This is a genomic window from Nostoc sp. DSM 114167, from assembly GCF_052692655.1.
On the sequence record NZ_CP195116.1, the window covers coordinates 2,264,654 to 2,285,172 of the forward strand.

The following is a 20,519-nucleotide window of genomic DNA, read 5'->3' on the forward strand; positions in this document are numbered from 1 at the left end:
ACCGTAAATTTACGGCCTCTATGAATTATTTAGGTGTTTTAATTTGACGTGCCATGTCTAGATAAGCAGTCATATTCGCTCCTGGACGACGACGGCCATTAGAGCTAGTAGCCGAAGGAGCCAGATATTTTGGTGCAAAGGTTGTTTCTTTTGGCTCCTCTTTCAGAACTTTGGCTGCTGCAGCTTTTTCCTTTTTGCCCGGTTCAACTTTCAGACCCTCAGCAGTCTGAACTAGCGTAACATCAGCTGGTTTGGGATTTTTAGCTGATTTTTCCTTAGTCTTAGCCTTAGTCGCAGCAGTTTTTGTTCCATTCAATGAATCTGGTTTAGATGGAGTTGGTGCTTCTGATGAAATTGTCTCTGCTACTTTCTTAGCATTCGATGCAACTGTCGATGTAACTGTATCTGCTACTTTCTTCGCGTTCGATGCTACCTCTTTAGCAGCATCTTTGGCAGCATCTTTGGCTTCGTCCAATTCTAAGAAATAGCCGTTGCTTTTTTTCCCCGGTAACAATCCAGTAACAAAACCCAGAATCCCACCAAAAAAACCCTGAATACCCGAAATTAACTTTTTGATAAAATCCATTACAATTACTCCTGCCTTTTACCTTTTATATTTTGAACTCGACCGTAATTGTTAAAAATTACGACAAAATGTTACATTATCTATTTGGCATCACCCCGTTCTGGTGACAACCCTTATAGGTTTGTACTTAATTAACATTGTAGTAAAACCACAGGGCAAATGTTCTATTGCAAGCATTTGCAACCTGCACGCACCAAGAACTAATTATTAAATTTTACTGTAGCTAAGAGCAAGATTCTGAAAGCAAGCTTTACAATAATTAACATTTCTTTGTTTGGTAAATACCCAATTGAAGTTAAATAAGCAGTTTGCTCCACCCAGTCGAAAGAGTGTCATAGCCTATTGGCAAACGAACTGATTAATTTGTAAAACTTTATACAAATTCTCTTTGGAAGCATTTTAGTTTTGTTTGCCACAATAACTTTTAAAGAATCCGAAAAACAATAGCTTCAGTTTGTAGAGCAGTATGTGTCTACAAAAGTTAAATACACCCCTGAATCTTAGTTAGATTTTGTAAATGAACATTGAAAATCAACAACGCAATCCCGTTTTGTTAATACATGGCATTGACGACACAGAAGCAGTTTTCCATAAAATGGCGGCTCAATTAAGACTACAGGGTTGGTCTGTATATTCCCTGAATCTCTTACCTAATAATGGTGATGTGGGTCTTGATGAATTGGCAAAACAGGTAGCCGATTATGTTACAGCCACCTTTGCACCAGAACAACGCCTAGATTTAATCGGCTTTAGTATGGGAGGAATTGTCAGCCGTTACTATGTTCAGCGATTGGGAGGAATTAACCGCGTGCAGCGGTTTATTACCATCTCTTCACCCCATTATGGAACTGTGGTTGCTTATGGTTCTAGGCGTCCTGGTTGCCTACAAATGCGCCCCGACAGCATTTTTCTCAAGGATTTAAATTCTGATGCTGTAATGTTGGAACAGCTAGATTTTACGTCTATCTGGACACCTTATGATTTAATGATTGTCCCAGCAAATAGTTCACAAATGCCCGTAGGCAGCCAAGTAATAGTACCAGTTACTCTACACCCTTGGATGCTGACAGATCCCAGGAGTTTAAGAGTAGTCACAACAGCTTTAGCAAAGCCTATTCAGTTACCCTTGCTGAATAAAAAATCCAGTCAGTAGCTAGAATGCTTGTTCTACTTGCATCTCTTTGATTTTTAATTTTTAATTTTTAATTTTTAATTCCTAAGCCCTATCCCCAATTTGCGTATGTTCGTAACTCCCAAAAATCGCCTCTGGGTGACGATAATACTTGAACTCCATGAGATTATAAAAGGGATCTTCTAAAAAGAAAGTGCGATGCTCAAGAGGAGAACCCACAAAGCGATTTTTGGTTTCTTCACGAAAAAGCAGCTGTTGTTGTTGTGCCCTTTGTAGTAAGTCTTGCCAGTCACGTTCTTGGGTAAAAATTAACCCAAAATGTCTGGGATAGATAGTTTGTTGCGGTGCCAAAGGTTCTTTTGTGACATGAGCTACTAATTGATGACCGTAGAGATTGAGTATCAGGGCGTGGTGGTTTTCACGACCGGGAATGCAGCCCAAACCATCTACATAATATGCTTTTGTTTGGGCAATGTCAGTTACAGGGAAAGCTAGATGGAATAAAGTTTGGCTCATAACTTAATCTGAAAAATACTAGTAATTTCTGCTATCTACAATTTATGCTATTAAGTTTTGATTGTGGTTAACTTGGACACAGTTTTTATTGACATTAACTTATATTCTTTATCCTTATTACTAAGATTGGGGAATAAGTAATACTTTTGCCACTTTACTCTGCGGCTATGGAGAAGAGTCTACCTAACTCAAAAGAAGTTTTGCATTTTGTTTAATCATTGCAGCGTATATCTAAGACATCATTGATGGTTTGAGACTCAGCTTTCAGAATGATGCCTACGCAATTTAGTGAATAATACAAACATATTACTTTATCTAGAGAGGTTGCAAAAATAAAGTACTAAGCATCACAAATTCGTTATTCTGTTGATATTCAGACAAAATTACTCATGATTAATTGCTGATGTCATCCTCAATAGATTCTGTAAATCCCTGGTTAGTAGCAGTAGTATTAAACACAATTTTATTGGGTTTAGCTTGGATTGCTCCCAAAAAGCTACTTACCCCTGCTGGATTATTCCACGCCTGGTTCCTGGCCATCTTAATTTGGGTAACTCTAGGCTGGCAAGGATATGCAGTAGTAATGTTCTATTTTTTGGTTGGTTCTGGCGTTACCCGCATCGGGATGGCGCAGAAGGAAGCAGAAGGAATTGCCGAAAAGCGTTCTGGGGCAAGAGGCCCAGAAAATGTTTGGGGTTCGGCTTTGACTGGGGCGCTGTGTGCTTTGGGAGTAGGAATAATAAATTCGGGATTCCTCGTACCTACTACCCAGTCGGTAATCCCCAATACTTCGGCTTCGCTCAGTACAAGTCTCCTGTCTCTATTATTGCTAGCCTATGTAGCGAGTTTCAGTACCAAGCTAGCTGACACCACTGCCAGCGAAGTCGGTAAAGCTTATGGTAAAAGCACCTTTTTGATTACCACACTCCAACCAGTACCTCGCGGTACAGAAGGAGCGGTAAGCTTGGAGGGAACTTTAGCCGGGATTGTGGCTTCTGTGGCGATCGCACTTGTGGGTTGGGGAGTTGGCTTAATCGATCTATTGGGAGTCGCTTGGTGTGTGCTGGCAGCATTTATTGCCACTAACCTAGAAAGTGTGATTGGCGCAACACTGCAATCTAAGTATACCTGGCTGACCAATGAAGTAGTAAATATTTTTAATACATTAATCGGTGCGATCGCATCTGTGCTACTTGCTTGGACATGGATAACTTTCATTAACTAGACTGGCGAGAATAAACAATTACCATTACTCGTTTAAGTGGGGCATTGAGCAAAACAACTCTGTTAGCTGATAGCGGGGCATTTAGCCCGTTACCAGTCCCAGATTCCCCACTCAGCACTTTTGAAGAGCATTGGTAGAAAATAACTAATTTGCCTTACTACTGCGCCACCACTAATATTTTCAATCCTGATTTTGTCCCCACTAGACTGTAAAAACGATCGTGGCAAATTATTTTATTTACTAGTTATATAATTTTTTGACCATTTAGATGTAATTAGTTCATGGAATCTTTATCATTTTTATCTATAAATGACTAGATGATTTCTATATGATTGAATTTAAAAGTACTATAAGTGTTTAACAATTTTCACATAATTAGTTCATGGAATCTTTATCATTTTTGACAATTAATGACCAAATAATTTCTATAGAGCAAGCAGTAAAATACTTGCAAGCTTCTGGAAAATTGGGACAATTCATTGGGGATATTCTCCGGCAGTACGTAATTGAGGAAGAAATCCGAACACGAGATGATATTGAAATTGGTACCGCAATAACTGAACAGGCAATTATTGACTTTCGGCTGAAAAATCAACTTACTGACCCCCAAAGTTTTCAAGAATGGTTAAAGACAAATAATACAGATTATGCTAATTTTCACACATCGGTTGCTTTTGGTTACAAGTTAGAAAAACTGAAAGCTGTAGTCACACAAACAAAACTCCCAGAATATTTTATTGAACGCAAGATTTTTTTGGATCGGGTGGTACTTTCCCGGATTGTTGTTGATAATCGAGAATTGGCAGACGAACTCCAAACCCAAATTGAAGAAGGAGGTAGTTTTGAGCAACTAGCTAAAGAGTATTCCCTTTCAGACGATCGAATTGTGAATGGCATGATGGGAATCGTCAGCCGAGGTAGTATGCCGGATATATTACGGGCAGCTATTGATGTGGCCAGTCCTGGACAATTGATCGGACCAATAGAAATCGTTGGCAAAGACTCTCCCCAAGGAGAAGGGCCTTATGGTTTGTTTCGAGTAGAACAATTTCTACCAGCGTCTTTAGAAGATACTCAACTACAGCAAGCACTACAAAATGAGTTGTTTGAAAAATGGCTAGCAGAGAAAATTCAAAAACTGACAGTCAAGTTACAAGTGAGTTAAAAATTCTGGATAATGAATCTTTACGATTAAAAGTGCTAGCTTCTTTGCCTTGGAATCAGCCACCGCTATCCTGGCTGACTCCCGAACAACAATCCCGATTGGAAAATGAGTGCCAAACCCGCCAGTATCGTCTTGGAGAAAAAATCTGGTCAAACGATGTCGGTGGCTATCAATTTTTAATTGTGGCTGGAAAAGTCCGCTTGCGAGAAGAGGGCGTTGGCAAACCAATAGCCGCCCTAGATGTAGGGGATTGGTTTGGCGACTTCCAAAAGCTGTCTGCGGATTTTAAAGCTGTAGCTGCTAGTAAAGAAGTGATAGTAGTTTATTGGGATACTGCGCTGTGGGCAGAATTTTCTCATCCACAAATTCAGGAATTTTGGCAAGCGTTACCAGTAGAGATGGAGGGACAAAGAGAGACATTTTCCTTCTCTAGCACTCCTTCAGTAACTTCAGGCTCAAACGGGACTTCCAGCCCCCACAGCCTCCAACCCCAAAAAGGACTCCCAGCCGCCAATTTAATCACTGCAATTTATCCGTTTGTTGCCAGTTGGAATACCGCTGCTGCGTGTTTAACAATGGTGGCGCAACAGTTAGAAAATTCTGTGCAACTGGAATGGGTGCAGCGTCAACTCAGAGGACAACGCCCAAAACAGGTTGTGGAAGCAGCAGAAAAGTTAGGGTTAGTGTTGCGGCGCTTACAAGTGAGTTGGAGTGAGTTGCGACAGTTGTCATTTCCAGCTTTATTGCTGTGGAATTCTGACTCACCCCAGAGTCCATCCTGGGTGGTGGCTTATGGAGTTAAAGGCGATCGCTTAATTATCGCTAATCCTCTAAATCCCGAACGGACTTGTGAAAGCTTGCCGCAGTCCATAGTTGAGGCGTCTTGGGATGGACAATTGTGGCAAGTAGAACTAATATCCCAGCAAGAAAAATTTAACCTTAGTTGGTTTACCCCAGCAGTTTGGAAGTATAAAGGATTGCTCACAGAAGTATTGTTAGCATCTTTTACCTTGCAGCTTTTGGGGTTAACAACACCGTTAATTACCCAAGTCGTCATTGATAAAGTGATGGTGCAGGGGAGTTTGCCAACTCTCGATGTGATGGCGCTGGCACTTTTATGCGTAGCCATATTTGAATCCGTACTGGGTATTCTGCGCCTATTCATCTTTACCCATACAGCTCGCCGTCTGGATTTGAGTTTATCAGCGCAGCTATTTCGCCATCTGATGCGTCTGCCATTAGCTTATTTTGAGTCGCGCCGCGTCGGAGACACAGTAGCAAGAGTCCAGGAACTCGAACAAATTCGTCAGTTTCTCACAGGTACAGCATTAACTGTAATTCTAGATAGCATCTTTGCTGTGGTCTACCTGGCATTGATGTTTTACTATAATATCCCACTTACCTTTGTTGCCTTAGCAGTACTGCCGTTGTTTGCTACATTGACGATAGTTGCAACACCAATTCTGCGTAACTGGCTCAACGAAACTTTTAACCGGAGTGCTGATAGTCAATCATTTCTAGTGGAGACAGTGACGGGGATTCACTCCGTTAAAGCCCATGCAGCCGAACCAGTAGCCCGCGATCGCTGGGAAGGCTTATTTGCCCGCTTCATTCGCACTGGCTTTAAAGCTTCTACCACCTCCAATATCAGCAGCAACATTGGTGACTTTCTCACGAATTTTTCCACGATGCTGATTCTTTGGTATGGAGCCAAGTTAGTCATCGAACAAAAACTCACAATTGGACAGCTTGTTGCATTTCAAATGCTGTCTGGTAGAGTTACAGGCCCGCTTTTGCGCTTAGTACAGTTGTGGCAAAACCTTCAACAAGTGCTACTTTCTGTAGATCGCATTGGTGATATTCTCAACGTTTCCCCCGAAGCTGAACTGGGAACTGGCTTAGTTTTGCCACCCCTGAAAGGACAAATCACCTTCGAGCAAGTATTTTTCCGCTACCGCCCGAACTTTGACGCAATTCTGCGGGGAATCTCTTTCAGTGCCGAACCAGGGCAGTTTGTTGGCATTGTCGGACGTAGCGGTTCTGGGAAAAGTACCCTGTCTAAACTATTACAACGCCTCTATCAAATTGAATCAGGACGCATCCTGATTGATGGTTTTGATATAAAAAGTGCCGATTTAGCCTCACTCAGGCAACAAGTTAGTGTAGTTCTCCAAGAAGACTTTTTATTTAACGGTTCTATTTTGGAAAATATCACTCTCGGTAGTCCTGACATTACCGCAGAGCAAGTAGTAGAAGCGGCAAGATTAGCCGTGGCACACGACTTCATTAGTCAATTACCATACGGTTACGAAACCAATGTTGGCGAACGCGGTACAGCTTTATCTGGTGGACAGAGACAACGTATTGCTCTAGCAAGGCTATTTCTTTCCCAAGCGCCGATTTTAGTTTTGGATGAAGCTACTAGCGCCTTGGATAGTGAAACAGAACAACAAGTGCTGCAAAATCTGCAAAAAATTTCCACCAACCGTACCGTGTTTCTGATTGCTCACCGCTTTGCACCCCTTAAACGTGCTGACTTGATTTTGGTATTGGAGCAAGGCGTGATTGCCGAACGTGGTACTCACTCACAATTGTTGCAACAAAAGGGTTTGTACTGGTCACTATATCAACGACAGCAAGCAAATATCTAGTGATGCCAAGTCTAGATTTAACATTACCTTTAGTAGTTCAGCTTTTAAAACACTTCTTGGATAAGCAGCCAACCCATATTTAACCTCAATAATTCAACTAAAAGCGCTCTCAATCCTAGAGAGCGTTTTGCTGTTTGGTAATGGTCTGGCTTTCTTACTTTGCCCAAATCTTATACTATTGACAAAAATCTTTGCAAGACATGAATCGGTTATATGGGCGACATTTATACGCCCCTACTAGCTGTATTCTACACAATCGAAAACAGCTAATACTTAGTCAATTGCTACTTTTTTGTTATTATAATGATATCATTTTAATAGCAAGGAACAAATTACAGAAATAGATAATGAAGCAGCCAATCGAGGAATTTCCAGCGTTTAAAGTCAATGGCTTCATAGCTTTGAGCATAATCCTAGCTTTAGCAATTTTTGGCAGTTGGCAGGTTTGGACAACAATACAGGGATTAATAGAAGTATTAGGCAGAAGTCTTAAAATCGAAGACTTTGGCGATTTAGCAGAAATAGGTGCATGGTTGGGAGCGACACTGATCGTAGTAGTAATTCCTTCACTGTCGGGTTTGTTTACAGTTGAGCCGAATCAAGCAATAGTACTAGTCTTTTTAGGGAGTTATGTTGGTACTGTCAAAGAAGCAGGGTTTTGGTGGACTAACCCTTTAACCAATAAACGCCAGGTATCTTTACGGGTTCGCAACTTTAACAGCAAAATATTGAAAGTAAACGATGCTCAAGGCAGCCCGATAGAGATTGCAGCCGTGGTAGTGTGGCAAGTAGTAGAATCAGCCAAGTCTAGATTTGCGGTTGATGACTACGAGCAATTTGTTGCCATCCAGAGTGAAACAGCAATACGCGCCCTAGCAATCCGCTATCCTTATGACGCGCCTGATGAACAATCAATTCCTTCGTTACGTGCAGTACCTGATGAAATCGCGCTTTTCCTCCAAAAAGAATTGCAAGCGAGACTGGAAGTTGCAGGAGTTGAAGTATTAGAAGCGAAACTTTCTCATCTTGCGTATGCTCCAGAAATTGCTCAAATGATGTTGCGTCGTCAACAAGCCAAAGCAATGATTGATGCACGGCGGCAAATTGTTGATAGTGCAGTAGGAATGGTTGATGAAGCACTAAAACGGATCAGTGAACAACAAATGATTGACTTGGATGATGAACGTAAAGCCGCTATGATTAACAATCTGCTGGTTGTCCTAACCTCAGAACAGAACATCCAACCAGTGATTAACACTGGCAGCCTTTACGCCTAAGACATGAGCCAAAAAAAACGGTTTTTACTGCGTTTAGACCTTGAGTTATACGAAGTGCTGGAAAAATGGTCTTCTGACGAATTAAGGAGCGTTAATGCTCAAATTGAGTATCTCCTGACAGAAGCAGCACGCAAAACAGGAAGATGGAAACAAGATAAGCGCCAAAAAAATATTAAAAAGCACAAGCCGGATACACAGGCGCAAGACACATTAGATGATTAATCCTAAATCCAATACTCGTAAGGTGTGATGGGAATGGTGTGCTTTTAAATCAGGTATTTGTTGTCTTATACCAATTCATAATTCGTAATTCGTAATTAATAAAGTCAAATATGGCAAGGCTTTCGGGGTTTGAATGTGTTGCCTCATTTTAGAGAATTGGTATTATTGGCTCACTGGTAAGGGAACTAGAAACAATTCTTTTTAAGGTATAAAAATAGCTGTATTAACGGAGCGTAACGCACCGTACTGTCATGACACAGTTAAGGTAGTGCATTAAAAATACGTGAGTTCGATGAACCTCTGCCTCCCCCACGGGGAAAGGGAGGAGTAACGAGAAATTAGGGTTTTGGCTCTCCTCTCCGACACGGAGAGGGGTTGGGGGAGAGGTCAAAAAAGGGCTTGTCGAACTCACGTTAAAAATTTCTGGAAACTCTAATTTCAGAAATATAATGCAATTTTTATATTGCACCAATTTCGACTAGTTAACTAGCAATAATTTAAAATCGACTTGATTAATTAACTCTTAAGAAAACCCACTTTTTTTAAAATGTTTTTTGGTAGTAAATTTAGCAATTTGTTATGAAATTCCATAGTAATTTTTGACAATGGAGTTTTTTCACACATTAAAACCTTTTTTTGAAAGGTTTTAACGCTTCAATCTGTCAAAAAAAGATTGCTATCTTTGAGAAAAAAATTTATGAGCATTGATGATGTTAATAACAATGTGTTGTCAAATAAACGGCTCAATGTCACTTCAATCTCCTCATTAGATAGCTTTAAGACGAAGGATGACTACAGCCTTAACTTCAGCAGACATAGTAGCTATAACTCAGCCGATGCTGATGTGCGGTTATTAAATAACGGTGACTCCGAAAATAGCAATAACGCTACTGCTAATACTTTTAACGCTCAAAATTATAACTCTACTAATGGCTATGGCTTGATTAATGGAGCAGCAGCAGTGGCTAGAGCTATTGGTCAAAATACCTTTGCTGATGTTCCCGATCTCGGTGGCAATAATTGGGGAGCAGACCTGGTTAAAGCACCGGAAGTTTGGGCACATGGATACACAGGTAAAGGCGTTGTTGTCGCTGTTGTAGATACTGGAGTTGACTATAACCACGAAGATTTAAAAAATAATATCTGGACGAATAGCAAGGAAATTGCGGGTAATGGTATAGATGATGATGGCAATGGCTATGTTGATGATACTTACGGTTGGAACTTTGCCGATCAAAATAACAACACCCTAGATGACAACGGTCATGGTACTCATGTTTCCGGCACGATCGCAGGAGAAAATAATAACTACGGTGTCACAGGTATTGCCTACGATGCCAAGATTATGCCTGTCAAAGCTTTAGATAGCTCTGGCTCTGGTTCCTATAGTTCCATATCTAAAGGTATTCGCTACGCTGTGGATAATGGAGCTAATGTGATTAACCTCAGTTTAGGAGGCTCATCTTCTAATCGCACTCTAGAGTCAGCCATTGACTATGCCAGCAGTAAAGGAGTGATTGTTGTCATGGCAGCAGGTAATGATGGTGGCTCATCACCAGAATATCCCGCCCGCTATGCATCCAAGTCGGGAATTGCCGTTGGGGCAGTAGATAAGAATAACAATTTGGCCGACTTCTCTAACCGCTCTGGAACAAATCCAATCGCTTACGTCACAGCTCCCGGAGTCAAGATTTATTCATCAGTTCCGAATAATCAGTATGCAACTTATAGCGGCACATCTATGGCTGCTCCCCACGTTGCTGGTATCGTTGCCCTGATGCTTAGTGCTAACCCTAACCTGACTGATGCCCAAGTACGTCAGATTGTCACAGAAACCGCAGAAAATAGTACACAAACTACAAGCTCTAGTTTTAATATTTCTCATGTCAGTTCTCTAGCGAGTCAGGTAATTGCAGAAACCGCAGGAAGTAACACACAAACTACAAACTCTAGTTTTAATATTTCTCATGTCAGTTCTCTAGCGAGTCAAGTGATTGCAGAAACCGCAGGAAATAACACACAAACGACAAACTCTAGTTTTAATAGTTCCAATTTTGGCTCTCTAATCGGTCAGGGAATTACAGAAACCACAAGATATCTAACACCAGAAAATATCGTTAGTTTTAATAATTCCAATTTTGGCTCTCTAATCGGTCAGGGAATTACTGAATACACAAGATATCTAACACCAGAAAATATCGCTAGTTGGAATAACTCTGATTTTAACCCTGTAATTGGTCAGGCAATTACAGAAACCACAAAATATCTGATATCAACCGAAGGTAATAACATATCAACAAATCCAGAATTATGGTCGCAATTTCAAAATTATGAGAATATTCTGGGCAGTATCAATGTAAATAGCAATCAGGATGAGAATAATCCAGATTTTGTCAAACTACTAGAGGGAATGCAAAAACAAATAGATCACTATAGAAAATTTTTGGGTATAGCTTGAAAATTATAGCGATTTGCAGTTAAGTTCAATACTGCCCGGTTAAGAGAATTAACCAACCTGCTAGTCTGTCGTGAATAAATGTAGAGGTTTAACAATGCTCATATATGTTTGTTAACTTACAGCAGTTTTCATATATATGAAAACTGCTGTAAGTTAACGTGAGTTCGACGGCTCTAAAAACCCCATTTCCATTCCTCTCCCCCACTCTTCGAGAGGCTTTGAAACCCTAATTTTTTCGTTGTTAACTAAGAATATTTCTGCCTCTCTCCGCCTCGGAAAGGGGTTGGGGAGAGGTTCATCGAACTCCTAAGAAACAAGGCAGGAGGCAGGAGGCAGAAGGCAGAGGGGAAGAGGATTTGACTTGTTTCTTTCGCCCTTCCCACAGGTGCGCCTCCGTTGGAGACTCACGTTAAGTTAAAGTGCTTATCTTGCAAGCGTTTTACCCCACCCCCAACCCCCTTTCAAGGGCAGGCTTTTAGGCTTTCGATAAATAGTTGAGAATGTTCTCAATTATTGAACGTAGTTTTAAGTTCTCAGACAATGGTTTTGGTTTTAAAATCCCAAAAATTTGTCTAATCAAAAAAACCTGCCCCAGAAAGCCCCCAATCCCTCCCCTTGGTAAGGGGAGGGGCGGTTTTGACTTTAGACAAAACCGGGGTGGGGTAACGCGGATCGTGATGGTAACTGAGTGAACTCAATATCACATCTTTATAAGGGTTTTACCTGAAGTTGACACCAATGAACAATGCTAAATCCCTTCTCTTCCCTCTTCTAACAGACTTTCTTACCTAACAGAAAATGCCTCGCTGAATCGCCGCGTCACAGGTTCAGTAATGAATGTCAAAATTGACTTTTTACGAGTAACAATTTCACCTGTAGCAGCCATCCCTGGTGTAAATTCTACTTCTTGACCCCGGACGTTTACTGAGTGTTTATTTAGCTTAATTCTCGTCGGAAAAACTAAACCTAATTCTTTATCAGCAATTGCATTTGGACTGACTTGCGTAACTTCACCATCCACAATCCCAAATTCTTGGAAGGGAAAAGTCGCCATTTTCACTTTTGCCTTCATTCCTTGACGAATAAACCCAATATCGCGGTTGAGAACTTTTACTTCTAGAAGCATTTCTTCGCCTTCCGGCAAAATTGACAGCAATTCTTCACCCGATTGTACTGGCCCCTTGGTGGCTTTGACTTTATAAATTGTACCGGCTACGGGAGCCTCAATCGTTTCTAAAGCTTGTTGCTTCCTTGCCTGTTCTAATTGACCTTGTACAGTTGTCAGTTCTTCTTTACGCTTATTAAACTGCGTCAAAATTTCGCTTTGGCGTTCTGATGCTACACGCTGGGCCTGACTGCGTGCAGCGTTGTAAGCTTGTTCTGCTTGGCGAATTTCCTGGACTTGAGCAGCAATATCTTTTTCTAATGATGTGACTTTATCTTGAGCCTCTGTGATTCTATTCTGGGCGTTGATGACTTCATCTTGCGATCTAGTGATTTCTGTCTTTGCACGAGTTAATCTTTCTTGGGCATCCAGGTAATCGACACGAGGCACAGCGCCAGGAGTAATTAGAGTACGTAGGCTTTTTTCCCTTTCTTGAGCAAGGGCTAAATTACTTTCAATTTTAATTCGGATGCTGTCTGCATTGACAAGGTTGGTTTGAGCATTCGCAAAGCTGCTTTTAGCATTAACTAAGTTATCTTGTAACCTGCTCAAGCGGACTTTAGCTTGATCGATGAGTGCTATTTGGCGATTTGCTTCTGCTTCTGCTGCTGCTTGACGCGCTTGGAAGTCTTGGAGGCGGGAACTTAAAAGTTCATCTTGCAGTTTCGTCCCAGCAGTTTTGCCTCCAACGCGTTCTGCATCCAAACGTTGTAAATCGTCTTGAATCAATCTGCTAGATTTAGCTAGGCGGGATACATCGGTTACTTGCAAGTCTGGATCTTTTTGAATCAGAACTTGACCTTTAGTAACGCGATCGCCTTCTTGCACTTTTACAGCGACAATTGACCCTCCACCCAAAGATGTCACCGGTCTTACCTGTGTAGAAGCAATTAATTCCCCCGGTGCTGTTGCGACTTCATCGATTTGTGAGAAGTACGCCCAAGCGATCGCCCCAAATACGATGGCGCTCATCGTTCCTGCTAATAATCTCGTGTACAGGGGCGGTAATTCCTGTACCGCCTTCCCCAACTCATAAGTAAGTTGTTCCTCCGGTTGGGCGAATCGCTCTTTTGTCTGACGTGCTTGAGCAGCATTTACCATATATTTTTGTCCTTTATCATTTATCATCTGTCATTAGTCATTTGTCCTTTGTTATTCACTAATGACAAATGACTAATGACTAATGTTTAATTCAAACTGCTAAATAGCGCCGCAAAAAAGTTTCTAATGTCTCTAATTGGAAGTTAAAAATTGCCTCTAAATTGGCAATTTCATCTTTTGTACAGAAAAATTCATTTGCTAGCAATGTGCGATAAGTACCCAAAGCTTTTTGGATTTTGGGATTAAATAAACCCAATGCACCCTGTAACCCATCAATGACAAATAGGGGTGAGTTAATTATTACTGGTTCTTTGGCGAAAATCCGACCAAAAATCCGAGGAATATCTTCTCGCAATAAAATCTCCGGCCCTCCGACGGGTAAAATTTGGTTACGAGCGCCTTCAACTGTCACAGAATCCACTACTATCTTTGCTAAATCATCAGTACTGACAATTGAGGTACGGTTTTTGCGATCGCCAACCAGCAGATACAATCCCGTTTCTCGAAATCTTTCTACTAGTGGCAGCAAGTTAGATGCTAATCCAGATGGGCGCAAAATAGTGTAATTTAAGCCACTAGCTGCCAAATATCGCTCTACTGCTCGTTTAGCTTTAAAAACGGGAGCGTTTTCATAACCGCGATCGGCTCCCAGAACAGAAATGAAGACAAAATGCTCTACGCCATTGGCTTTTGCCTGGTCGATCAGTTCAATATTGGCGCGGTAATCTAAAGATAGGGCATCGCTATCAGAACCGTGGGCGCTGATAATATACCGCACACCCTGACTAGCTTTCTGGATATATTTTTCCTCTAGCAAGTCACCAATGAAAATTTCTGCACCCCGATGTTCTAACTCGCTATAGCGCGAGGTAAGGCGGACAAATGCCCGCACAGACTGTTCTCGTTGTCGTAGGAGTCGCACAACTCTGCGACCAATTCCTCCGGTTGCCCCAGTTACTAGAAACATACAAATACCTAAATTGAATAGTTACAGCGTTTATAGTTGTCAAAATGCTCGATATATGGTCAAAATCCATTGAGCAATACTTAAATAGAGATATGAGCATATTTTTATACTTTGTTACCATGCTCAAGATATTCTCACGCCAATAAGTCACACCTTATTCATTTTAATACTCTGAAAATGATCCCCCATATTTTTGTAGATGTCGGGGATAGATGAATAAGACGATGCAACACGAAAAAGGGGGATGTCGGGGATGCAGAGGAGGCAAAATAATGAATAAAGAAGCAATTAAAGAAAGATCATACGTGCAATCCAAGAAGCATTAGATAAAGATAGAGAAAAGTAATCTTAAAGAAATAGTTGTCATAACTGTGAGAATTACTGGTATCAGTCAGCAATCAAGCATATTGCTTTCTTAATATGCTTGATTGCTTGCGGAAAACACCAAAATGAGAAAGCAAACTGGGGTTTGAATCAGTCAAACGTTATTTTACTTGCGGAAAACACCAAAATGAGAAAGCAAACACAGCTTTTGAGTAAGTCAAACGTCATTTTGCTTGCGGAAAACACCAAAATGAGAAAGCAAACACAGCTTTTGAGTAAGTCAAACGTCATTTTGCTTGCGGAAAACACCAAAATGAGAAAGTAAATACAGCTTTTGAGTAAGCAAACTGGGGTTTGAGTAAGTCAAATGCCATTTTGCTTATTAAATTCGACTTTATATATTGTTTCGAGCAAGTAATTAGTTATTGTCAATCGTGACTTTTTCGGCTTATTCCCTGGCTTGGATGTAATCAATATTTATTGCATAACTTAACGTGAATTCGACGAGTACTATTTTGACCTCTCCCCCAGCCCCTCTCCTACCAGGAGAGGGGAGCAAAAACCTGTAATCTCGTTACTCCTCCCTCGCCTTTTAGGAGAGGGAGGCTGGGAGGGAGAGGTCTGTCGAACTCACGTTAACTTAGCAGCGTCGATGCTTGAAACCCCTATTTTTAAATATGGGGTTCCCCTTTCCTTTCTGGGGCAGGTTTTTTTGATTAGACAAATTTTTGGGATTTTAAAACCAAAACCATTGTCTGAGAACTTAAAACTACGTTCAATAATTGAGAACATTCTCAACTATTTATCGAAAGCCTAAAAGCCTGCCCTTTCCCCCTTCCCCTTTCCCCCTTCCCCTTCCTTTCTTCCCCTTCCTTTCTTCCCCTTCCTTTCTTTATCAGCGTATTCATTTGCAATAAACCTTTTTACTTGTCGCTTGTAAGACAAGGAACAGACTTTTCTCCTGACCAATCTGTAAGAGTATTTTCATCTTTATAATGCCGGGGAGTTTGCAGCAGTGAATTCCAAGCCTCCCCAGCATCCAATAAATTAAAGCGTTCAGAATGGTGAGTTTCTAACAAATCCCTAACTATAACATAATAGTCCGAGTTCATTCCTGGGAAAATATGATGTTCAGTGTGGTGAGAAAAATTTAAATGCAACAAGTCAAATATTTTGTAAACCCGGAGAGACATACTATTAATGAGTGGATCGTTAACGTTGGTCATCGGACAAAGTAAATGATTTGTATAAATATAAAAAATTACTCCAGCATAACCAATCGCAATCGGTAAAAAGTAAGCAAGTATGAGCTTTATAGGGTCAAATTGGAGATAGATGAGGATACTCAGATGAATCACGATCATCATCAATAATTCCCCTGCGATCGCTCGACGATCTTTAGGACTGACTGTAAATGCAGCAGGAACATAATCGACGGATTTATGATTGAAAAACAGCACAGATGTCAGATTGCGAAAAGTATGTACTCCCCAAGCAGAAGTCATTCCCACTATGAACCATACAGGATTGACTTCAGTTGAAGGCACAAATAAGTCCTGAATCCATTTTCCCCAGGTTGAAGATTGTTCATACAAGTAATTACGATCTGGGTCGCTTAAATCATTAGTGTGATTATGATGCACTCGATTATGAACTGCTTTCCATAATGTTGGTGGCATCCACAACATTGTTAGTCCTATAAAGCTAATTATATAGATTAATCGGGGGTTTTTAATTACGCTACCATGCATCAAATCGTGGGTGCTAAATAGTAAGACAACGACGCTATTGCCCATAACTATGCTTAAAGGTACATAAAGCCATAAAAGGTATGGCGACCAAGAATCTAACCGCACTGCTATCATCCAACCCAGGATTAAAATTGCCAGATTAATGAACAAGATAATTAACTTACTTGGATCGGGAATGAATGCTTCATGTGGCATCAGGGAACGTAATTCTTTCGCATATATTTTCTGGTGAAGAAGTGTTTGATCTGTACTAACATTCATAAATAATTTTCCAGTTAGATAATTTTACTGGGTAAAGTTTTGCGGGAAATCGTAGCGTTTTTCAACTGGAATAATTAAATTCACAAGTAGGTAAGTATTTAAATCCTAACACAAAATATTTCTGCGGTAGACTTCTTGCATAATTTTGGCATTGCCTACACGTCTTCATCAGAAGAATTTCTGTGGTTCAAAGTGAAAGTTATCTGAAGCTGACTAAAATTATTGTTTTACCCATATTACTAGCTAGAGGCTATTAGTATGTCAATTTTATCCTGGTAGTTAATAATTGTTTTAGTAATATCTTTAGTCTTTATTTTCTAATCAATAAAGTTCTTCCTAAAAACCTCGATACTAGCTTGAAAAATCATACCAATTGGAAAAAAGAATGCAACAAATAGACGATTTGTAGAGACGCGATTCATCGCGTCTTTACCCAAGAATATGCTAAAAAAAAATTAATTAAAAGTTTTCTCAATTTTCAATCCCCCCACATCTTTATAGATGCAGGGGGAATAATAAAATAACCCACAATTTGGATTGTCGATCCATTTTTGGGCACTATTCACCGATTAATCCCACATACGGAAGGTGCGATTGCACTATTTATACGTTGTGCAAGCAGCCCATCTCAAAACTATTCAGACGCTTTGTTATTAGCTCTATTAGCACGCGCCTCAGCTGAAGCCATGACCTCATCGAAATTTTCTAGCACTTCACCAGGAAAGTTTTCCAAAACTCTGGTAGAAAGAGCAACCCGCCCTTTACCCTCATCCAAATCAATAATTACAGCTTTAATTGGCTGACCAACTTGAAATACTTTTTCTAAAGAATCAATAAATTTCTGGCTTACTTGCTTGATATGAAGTAAAGCGCTCATCCCATTTAAATCGACAAACACACCAAAAGGTTTGATACCAGTAACTTTGCCTTCCACCAGTTGACCTAGTTCTAATAAGCTGAAGTTGCTAGAACGAGTTGCTAAACGCTGGGAAAGGATGAGTTTGTTGGTGCTTTTATTAATTTCCAAAAAGCCCACAGTCAGATTTTGACCTTTGAGTGCTTCTAAATTATCACGCTCTGCCAGGTGCGATCGCGGAATAAATCCTCGCAAAGAAAGAATATCAACGGTTACACCACCTTTATTCACACCCATAACTCGTACTTGCACAGTCTGAGCATTTTCCTGCATTTCGGTCAGTCGTTCCCAGATATGCTGAATTTCCAACTGCTTTCGAGAAAGGGTGACTTGACCTTCTGCATCCTGTTCTCGGATAATCAAAAACTGCATTTCCTCTTGCAATGGCAGCACCTCCGATAAATCGGTAACTGCTCTCAAAGAAGCCTCATCGCGCGGCAGAAAAGCTGACGACTTGCCACCAATATCAACGTATGCTCCATCATGGTCAAGTTGGAAAACTTTGCCATTTACAAGCTGTCCCTTTTGAAATTGATAGTCGTGTTTTTCTAATGCTTTGGCAAAATCGTCCATTGTAAAGGACGAATTGGCTGTTTGAGAAAGTTTCGATTCGGAATTCATGACTTTTGAAGATTGGTTGTTATTTGAGATGGTGCAACTGAAGTTTAGATTGTCATTTGTCATTTGTCATTTGTCCTTTGTATTTACCAATGACCAATGACCAATGACTAACTTGGCTGCGTATGCTTCAGTTTAGTTGACCAAAGAGTTTTTTTACTTGCTCCCAAGCATCGGCCGCAGCTTTAGGATTATAACTGGCACGATGGTCGCAGAAAAATCCGTGATCAGCTCCATCGTAGCGAAACACACGATGAGGAATTTTATATTTTTCTAACTCTGTTGTAATTTCATCTACTTGTTCGGCTGGGATGCTAGCATCTTCTGTGCCAAAGAAGGCATAGAGAGTGCCTGATATTTCTCTGGTGCGGGTAACAGTGGGAGCGCCACCTCCCGGTGTGCGGGTAGTAATTCCAGCACCGTAGAAGGAAGCCGTGGCTTTAATATCTGGCAAGGTGGCTGCAAGATATGCGACATGACCGCCAAAGCAAAAGCCAATACAGCCAAAACTATCTTTTTTTACTTGAGGCAGATTTTTCAGGTAGTCAATTGCTAGTTGAATATCGCTCAATAACTCTGAGGCTTGAGTTTGCATGGCGTAACTTCTGCCTGTTTCAATATCTTCGAGTGTGTATCCAGTTTCAAAACCAGGAGCAGTACGTTGAAAAAGGGCAGGTGCGATCGCTACATACCCAAGTTGGGCAATCCGTTCTGTAACTTCCCGAATGTGAACGTTGACACCAAAAATCTCTTGTAATACTACAACTCCTGGGTAAGAGCCAGGTTCTTTTGGCTCTGCAAGATAAGCAGACACTTGAATATTATCTTGCAAAAGATTAACCGTTGTGGTACTTATTGCTTGCTCTGTCATAATAATTTTTACCAGTGCTATGTGATTAGCCGTGTGTTTATTTGATATAACTATGCCAGTATGCCTAGCTTTTTTCTAATTAAATTATCAATAACCAATAGTGAGCGCATTAGAAATTTGTATCAGAAAAACTTTATATGTAAATAAACATATTTGAGATGTAGCAAATGTAGCTGGTCACAAAAGGAGGGCTGAGTAAAAAATGTTGAGTATAAAAGCAACACTTAATACTCAAAACTCAGCACTCAGCACTCAGAACTCAGCACTCATTAGCACTTAGTATTCAGGAGGTTTGCTGATGATTCAATTCCGTATTCAGCCAGACAGCGAAATTCCCGCATCAACCCAGCTGTTTAATCAAATCCGATTTGCGATCGCTTCTCGGCAATATCCCCCTGCTTACAAATTACCAAGCACACGCGCGCTGGCAATGCAAACAGGGTTACACCGTAACACCATTAGTAAAGTTTACCGTCAACTGGAGGAAGACGGATTTGTTGAAAGTATGGCTGGTTCGGGTATTTATGTTCGTGCCCAAGGTCATGAGGGCGGTAGTAGGCTGCAATCACCAATTCTCAAACAAAATCCTGATGCATATCAAGTTGTCCAGCAAGCACTTGATGAGTTGCTTTCTCAAGGATGTACGCTGAATCAAGCTAGAGAGCTATTTTTAGCGGAAATCGACTGGCGCTTGCGTTGTAGTGCGCGGGTACTGGTTGCAGTGCCATCTTATGATATGGGTGCTGGTGAGTTAATGGTGTATGAATTAGAGCGATCGCTAAAAATACCAGTCCAGTTGGTAGCAATGGAAGAATTAACCGCAGTGCTAGATAAAACCACCTCTGCGACAGTCGTCACAAGTCGATATTTTATCAGTAATGTGGAAGCGATCGCAGCTCCAAAAGCTGCACGGGTGATTCCTCTCGATATCTACGACTACAGCAAAGAACTCAGCCTATTGAAAACCCTACCAAAAGAAAACTGTGTTGGGATAGTTAGCCTCAGTTCCGGGATTGCGCGAGCCGCAGAAGTCATCCTCCACGGTTTGCGGGGCGATGAACTACTGGTAATGACTTCGCAACCAAAAGATGCCTATAAACTTCAGGCAATGGTTAAACGGGCTGAGGTCATCATCAGCGACCAAGCCAGTTTTGCAGCAGTGCAAGCAGCCGTGCAAGCCTCTGATGAAGATATTATTCGTCCACCAAAGCTGATTAAGGTGGAAAATTATATCGGCGCTAACTCGATTAACTTGCTAAAACGAGAACTGGGTTTAAGTTAATCTCAAGATAATTTTACCAACATCTTTGAGA

General features: G+C 40.9%; 15 protein-coding genes. 8 read left to right on the forward strand and 7 right to left on the reverse strand.

Annotation, left to right across the window (positions count from 1 at the left end):
- Nucleotides 1–25: 25 nt before the first annotated feature.
- Nucleotides 26–586 (reverse strand): hypothetical protein, encoded by a 561-nt coding sequence (locus NSTC731_RS09725; protein WP_445630629.1) that lies wholly within the window; start codon nt 584–586, stop codon nt 26–28.
- Nucleotides 587–1,103: 517 nt separating this feature from the next.
- Here NSTC731_RS09725 and NSTC731_RS09730 point away from each other — a divergent pair.
- The gene (locus tag NSTC731_RS09730; protein WP_445630630.1) at nt 1,104–1,739 is read left to right on the forward strand and encodes an esterase/lipase family protein; all 636 of its coding nucleotides are present in this window, start codon (nt 1,104–1,106) and stop codon (nt 1,737–1,739) included.
- Between the two features lie 63 nt (nt 1,740–1,802).
- Here the strand turns inward: NSTC731_RS09730 and NSTC731_RS09735 are convergent, their stop codons facing one another.
- On the reverse strand, nt 1,803–2,234 hold the full coding sequence (locus tag NSTC731_RS09735) for a VOC family protein (RefSeq protein WP_445630631.1): 432 nt from the start codon (nt 2,232–2,234) through the stop codon (nt 1,803–1,805).
- A 403-nt stretch (nt 2,235–2,637) separates the two neighbouring features.
- Here NSTC731_RS09735 and NSTC731_RS09740 point away from each other — a divergent pair, with 403 nt between their 5' ends.
- The 6 genes from NSTC731_RS09740 to NSTC731_RS09765 all read left to right on the forward strand — a co-directional run bounded on the left by NSTC731_RS09740 (nt 2,638) and on the right by NSTC731_RS09765 (nt 11,232).
- Nucleotides 2,638–3,459 carry a DUF92 domain-containing protein gene (locus tag NSTC731_RS09740; protein WP_445630632.1) on the forward strand — a complete coding sequence of 274 codons (822 nt, stop codon included), beginning with the start codon at nt 2,638–2,640 and terminating at the stop codon, nt 3,457–3,459.
- A 382-nt stretch (nt 3,460–3,841) separates the two neighbouring features.
- A complete protein-coding gene (locus NSTC731_RS09745; RefSeq protein ID WP_445630633.1) occupies nt 3,842–4,624 on the forward strand; it encodes a peptidylprolyl isomerase in 783 nt (260 codons plus the stop codon).
- A complete protein-coding gene (locus NSTC731_RS09750; protein ID WP_445630634.1) occupies nt 4,573–7,275 on the forward strand; it encodes a type I secretion system permease/ATPase in 2,703 nt (900 codons plus the stop codon). Before NSTC731_RS09745 ends, NSTC731_RS09750 begins: the two co-directional genes overlap by 52 nt.
- A 347-nt stretch (nt 7,276–7,622) precedes the next feature.
- Nucleotides 7,623–8,552, forward strand: coding sequence for an SPFH domain-containing protein (locus NSTC731_RS09755; RefSeq protein WP_445630635.1), 930 nt, complete (start codon nt 7,623–7,625; stop codon nt 8,550–8,552).
- Between the two features lie 3 nt (nt 8,553–8,555).
- On the forward strand, nt 8,556–8,774 hold the full coding sequence (locus NSTC731_RS09760; protein WP_445630636.1) for a hypothetical protein: 219 nt from the start codon (nt 8,556–8,558) through the stop codon (nt 8,772–8,774).
- Nucleotides 8,775–9,471: 697 nt separating this feature from the next.
- The gene (locus NSTC731_RS09765; protein ID WP_445630637.1) at nt 9,472–11,232 is read left to right on the forward strand and encodes a S8 family peptidase; all 1,761 of its coding nucleotides are present in this window, start codon (nt 9,472–9,474) and stop codon (nt 11,230–11,232) included.
- 784 nt (nt 11,233–12,016) lie between these two features.
- Here the strand turns inward: NSTC731_RS09765 and NSTC731_RS09770 are convergent.
- From NSTC731_RS09770 to NSTC731_RS09790, 5 genes are all read right to left on the reverse strand, one after another.
- Nucleotides 12,017–13,525 (reverse strand): HlyD family efflux transporter periplasmic adaptor subunit, encoded by a 1,509-nt coding sequence (locus NSTC731_RS09770; RefSeq protein WP_445630638.1) that lies wholly within the window; start codon nt 13,523–13,525, stop codon nt 12,017–12,019.
- 64 nt (nt 13,526–13,589) lie between these two features.
- Entirely contained in the window at nt 13,590–14,465 is an 876-nt protein-coding gene (locus tag NSTC731_RS09775; protein WP_445630639.1) for an SDR family oxidoreductase, read from the reverse strand.
- A 1,247-nt stretch (nt 14,466–15,712) separates the two neighbouring features.
- Complete coding sequence (locus NSTC731_RS09780) at nt 15,713–16,801, reverse strand: fatty acid desaturase family protein (protein ID WP_445630640.1); 1,089 nt, start codon at nt 16,799–16,801, stop codon at nt 15,713–15,715.
- Nucleotides 16,802–17,435: 634 nt separating this feature from the next.
- On the reverse strand, nt 17,436–18,338 hold the full coding sequence (locus tag NSTC731_RS09785) for a S1 RNA-binding domain-containing protein (protein ID WP_445632052.1): 903 nt from the start codon (nt 18,336–18,338) through the stop codon (nt 17,436–17,438).
- Nucleotides 18,339–18,465: 127 nt separating this feature from the next.
- Nucleotides 18,466–19,206 (reverse strand): dienelactone hydrolase family protein, encoded by a 741-nt coding sequence (locus NSTC731_RS09790; protein ID WP_445630641.1) that lies wholly within the window; start codon nt 19,204–19,206, stop codon nt 18,466–18,468.
- A gap of 298 nt (nt 19,207–19,504) precedes the next feature.
- Here NSTC731_RS09790 and NSTC731_RS09795 point away from each other — a divergent pair, with 298 nt between their 5' ends.
- On the forward strand, nt 19,505–20,488 hold the full coding sequence (locus NSTC731_RS09795; RefSeq protein WP_322677438.1) for a GntR family transcriptional regulator: 984 nt from the start codon (nt 19,505–19,507) through the stop codon (nt 20,486–20,488).
- The last annotated feature ends 31 nt before the right edge of the window (nt 20,489–20,519 follow it).